Raw genomic sequence first — 4,617 nt, 5'->3', positions numbered from 1 at the left:
GCGCAGCCGTGACTTTCTGCCATTCCCACGTGCCGATGTGCGGTTATGATCCGGTGACGAACACGGATCGTCGCATGGACATGCGGCATCGCGCTCGCGCGTGGGCTTCTCCGGGTCGCCTCGATGGACGGACATTCAGCATGATGGATCGTAAGCATGGATATCGCTAGGAAAGTCGGTAAGAAGCGCTTTTCGAAGCGTTATCTCTGGGGGGGCGCAGCGGCGGTGCTGATCATCGCCGCGGTCATGATCCGGGATGGATTTGGCAGTGCGTCGTATGTCGTAGACAGCGACGACGTGATCATCGGACAAGTCCAGCGTGGCGATTTCGCCGTGCAGGTGCGCGGCATCGGCGTGCTCATGCCCAAGGACCCGCAATTGCTGGCGGTCAATGTCGACGGTCTGGTGCAGAGCATCGAGGTGGAAGCCGGTACCTCGGTCAAGAAGGGCGATGTGATCGCGCAGCTGTCCAATCCCCGGCTGAACGAGCAGTTGGAGGAAGCGCGCTGGGAGTTGGAGGCGCAGGTCAAGGAGAATCGTGCCGCGCAGTCGGCGCTGCGTTCGCAGCTGTCCGACCTGCGTGCCGATGCGAAGGATGCCGAGCTCGACTATCTCAGTACCAAGGTCAAGTACGACGCCGAGCAGAAGCTCGTGGACAAGGGCATCGTATCGAAGATCACGGTGGAACAGTCGCGGTTGACGGTGGAACAGCATCGGCAACGCATGGCCTCGCAACGCGAGCGCATGGCCAGCATGCAGGACAATCTCGCGGCCACCATCGCCGCCAACGAAGCCCGCAGCCTCAAGCTGGAAAAGTCCAAGAACATCATCCAGCAGCAGATCGAGGATCTGACCATCCGCGCCGGGATCGATGGTGTGGTCCAGACGATGAAGCTGGAACTCGGACAACGCGTCACCGCGGGCACCGAAGCCGGTCGGGTCACCCCGCCCGATAGCCTGATCGCCATGCTCGACGTGCAGGATTTCCAGGTCAAGGACATCGCCCTGCACCAGGCGGTGACCGTGGATACGCGCACCAGCAAGATCCCGGGCCGGGTGGTACGCATCGACCCGGCGGTGACCAACGGCGTGGTCAAGGTCGAGGTGGAGCTGACCGGCAAGATGCCGCCGGAGGCCAGGCCCGATCTCAGTGTCGAGGGGGTGATCGATATCGAGAAGAAGCGCGATGTGCTTTACGTGGAACGGCCTGCGTTCGCGCGCAGTCAGAGTCGCGCGGCGCTGTATGTGCTGGACGGGCGCGAGGCGACCCGCCGCGATGTCCAGTTCGGGCGTGCATCGACGCGCTACATCGAGGTCGCCAGCGGGATGCGGCAAGGCGACCGGGTCATCGTCTCGGACCCTTCCGCCTGGGAAGGGCACGACACCATTCTGGTGAAATAGCATGGATGCGCTCCCGCAAGGCACTGCACCACCGCTCATCCGCCTGCACGGACTGCGCAAGTCGTTCTTCACCGAGGAGGTGGAGACGCGGGCGTTGGACGACATCGACCTGGTCATCGCCAAGGGCGAGTACGTGTCGCTGTCCGGCCCCTCCGGCTGCGGCAAGTCCACCTTGCTGTCGCTGCTCGGGCTGCTGGATACGCCGACGGCAGGTCACTATCTGCTTGGCGAGCACGACGTCTCCACCATCGGCCGCGACGAGCGCGCGCGAATCCGCAACCGCGAGATCGGGTTCGTGTTCCAGTCCTTCAATCTCATCAGCGACATGACCATCGAGGAGAACGTGGCGTTGCCGCTGTCGTACCGGCGCGACCTGAGTGCCGGGCAGATGGCCGAGATGGTCGAGCAGGCCTTGCATCGCGTGGACATGTCGCACCGGGCGCGGCACTTTCCCCCGCAGCTGTCCGGCGGTCAGCAGCAGCGGGTCGCGGTGGCGCGCGCGGTCGTGGCCCGGCCGCCGCTGATCCTGGCCGACGAGCCCACCGGCAATCTCGATTCCAAGAACGCGCAGGTGGTGACCGCGCTGCTGGAAAGCCTGCATGCGGAAGGGTCGACCATCTGCATGGTGACCCACAATCCCGATTCCGCGGCGCGGGCCCAGCGCCAGATCGACCTGTTCGACGGGCGCATCGTGGCCGACAGCGCGGCGCAGCCGGTCAACCGATGAAGCCGACGGCGCCCCTGCTCGCGGACATCCGCTATGCGCTGCGGCTGCTGGCGAAGACGCCGCGCTTCACCTTGTTGACCATCGCGGTGCTGGCTGGCGGCCTGGCCATCAGCATCTACACCTATTCCGTCTTGAACACGATGATCTACAAGGATCTGCCGATCCCGGGCGGTGGAAGCGTGCTGCGCGTGCAGGGCAAGAAGGACGGGCGCAACGTCTCCATCGATGCCTTCGAACTGGCGCACTTGCGGCATGCGCGCAGCATCCGCGAGATCGCGGCTTATCAGACCGGACGCTCGGTCATCACCGAGTTCGATGCCACCCGCAGCGTCAAGTCCACGGAGGCCGAGTGGAGCATCTTTTCCTTTGCGCGGACGCGCCCATTGATGGGGCGTGGCTTCCTGCCGGAAGACAGTGTCGTTGGCGCCGAGCCGGTCGCGGTGATCAGCTACCGGCTATGGAAGGCCTTGTATTCGGGCGACCCGGCGATCGTGGACAAGGTGGTGCAGATCAACGGCAAGTACACCCGCATCGTCGGCGTCATGCCCGACGGCTTCATGTTCCCGATCAGCGCCGAACTGTGGACCCCCCTGACCGAGCGTCAGCTCAACCCGGCGACCTACGGCACGGCCGCGTACAGCGCGTACGGCCGGCTCGCCGCGGGCGCGACGCAGGATCAGGCCAGCGCCGAACTGAGTGCCAGGCTGCGCCAGGTCTATGTCGATTACCCGCGCCGCGAGGGCGACGAAAGCCTGCTCGACGGCATGGTGGTCAACACCTTCCAGAAGGCGCAGACCGGCCCGGAAAGCGCTTTCATCTTCGCCATCCTCAATGTCGTCTCGATCTTCATCCTGCTGCTGGCATGCGTGAACGTCGGCAACATGCTGCTGGCCAGGACCAACGAGCGCATCAAGGAAATCGCCATTCGCATTTCCCTGGGCGCACCGCGGCGGCGGCTTGTCCTGCAGATGATGATGGAGAGCACCATCATCTGCCTGGTCGGCGGCATGCTCGCCCTGGGACTCGCCGGGCTGGCCCTGCGCGCGACCAACCGCTTCCTGGCGTCCACGTTCGAGGGCGATCTGGCGTTCTGGTGGAACTGGGGGCTGGACAGCGGCGCGGTGCTGTCGGCCGTGGCATTCGTCGCCATCGCGATCGTGCTGGTGTCCGTGCTGCCCACCTGGAGCGCTACCAACATCAGTTCCAGCGCCTTGCTGCGCGACGGCACCCGCGGCGCACAGGGCCGGACCACCGGCCGCATTTCCAGGGCGCTGGTCGTCGTGGAGATCGTGCTGATCTCCGTGGTGCTGATCATCGGCAGCATGATGGCGATGGTCGCCTATCGTGCCGCTCGCGTGGATTTCGGTATCGATACGCGCAATCTGCTGACCATGCCGGTCACGCTGACCGGCGAGGCCTACAGCACGCCACAGAAGCAGTTGCAGTTCTACGAGCGCCTGCTCGCGGAACTGCGGCATAGCCAGAGCCTGGAAGCGGCCGGGATCCTGCAGGAGCTGGGCGAGGTCCGCTTCGGGCTGGATGGCGTCGAATACCAGCGTGACCGCGACTATCCGGCAGGGACGCTGGTGGTGGTGTCGGCGCTGCCGCAGCCGCTGGGCGTGCGGCTGCTGGAGGGGCGCTACTTCGATTCGCGCGACAGCGCCACCGGCCTGAAGACGGTGGTGGTCAGCGAGAGCGTCGCCAAGACCCATTGGCCCGTACAGGGCGCGCTGGGTCAGCGCATGCGGGTCTTGCAAGAGGGGCTGCCGGCCGAGACGCGTACCGTGATCGGCGTGGTCACCGATGCGCGCCGCGGCGACCTCCTCAAGACCAGTGCCAAGAGCTTTTCCTCGCTGTATGTGCCGTTGCCCCAGGCCGTGCTGGCCAACGCCACGGTGGTGGTCAAGCACACCGGCAACGTCGAGAATGCCAGAAGCACCATCTACCGTACCGTGGCCGGCATCGATCCCTACCTGACGCCGAGCCGGATCACCAGCTACGAAGAAGTGCAGCAGCGGCTCACGCTGATGGCAACGACCATGACCGATCTGTTCGTGCGCTGCGGCATCTTCGCCATGCTGCTGGCGATGACCGGCATCTACGGTCTGAGCAGCAATGCGGTCATTCAGCGTACCCATGAGGTCGGGCTCAGGCGCGCGATCGGCGCCCGCGACCGCGACATCATCGCGCTGTTCCTGAAGCAGGGTGTACGCCAGTTGAGCGTGGGTCTTGGCATCAGCATCCTGCTGTCGGCGGCGATTCTGTTCGCCGTCTCGCGCTTCGTCGGCGTGGGGGCGCCGGTGCTGATCTTGATGGGGCTGGCGGTCATGATCGGGATTTCCGCGCTGGTACTGGGGGCGATCTTCATCGCCACACGGCGCGCGGTCCTGCATGAGCCGTCGGTGGCGCTGCGCTACGAGTGATCGCCGGGCGGCGGTCGCGGCATTGATGAACGGAATGGTGCCGGCGGGGTCCGGCTTAGGAGACGA

3 protein-coding genes are annotated in these 4,617 nt (G+C 65.2%); all 3 read left to right on the top strand.

Annotated elements, in window-relative coordinates; translation table 11 throughout:
- The first annotated feature begins 156 nt into the window (after positions 1-156).
- From AC1PK7_RS14055 to AC1PK7_RS14045, 3 genes are read left to right on the top strand one after another with little or no spacing between them, the layout of a single operon-like run.
- Positions 157-1,401, top strand: a complete 1,245-nt coding sequence (locus tag AC1PK7_RS14055; RefSeq protein ID WP_481098533.1) for an efflux RND transporter periplasmic adaptor subunit — start codon at positions 157-159, stop codon at positions 1,399-1,401.
- A gap of 1 nt (position 1,402) precedes the next feature.
- Entirely contained in the window at positions 1,403-2,128 is a 726-nt protein-coding gene (locus tag AC1PK7_RS14050; RefSeq protein WP_420007371.1) for an ABC transporter ATP-binding protein, read from the top strand.
- Complete coding sequence (locus tag AC1PK7_RS14045) at positions 2,125-4,551, top strand: ABC transporter permease (protein WP_481098532.1); 2,427 nt, start codon at positions 2,125-2,127, stop codon at positions 4,549-4,551. The genes AC1PK7_RS14050 and AC1PK7_RS14045 overlap by 4 nt, the downstream gene beginning before the upstream one ends.
- Positions 4,552-4,617: the final 66 nt, after the last annotated feature.

The sequence above is a fragment of the Xanthomonas sp. NCPPB 3174 genome (assembly GCF_056725205.1).
This window is presented reverse-complemented; position numbering and strand designations above follow the sequence as displayed.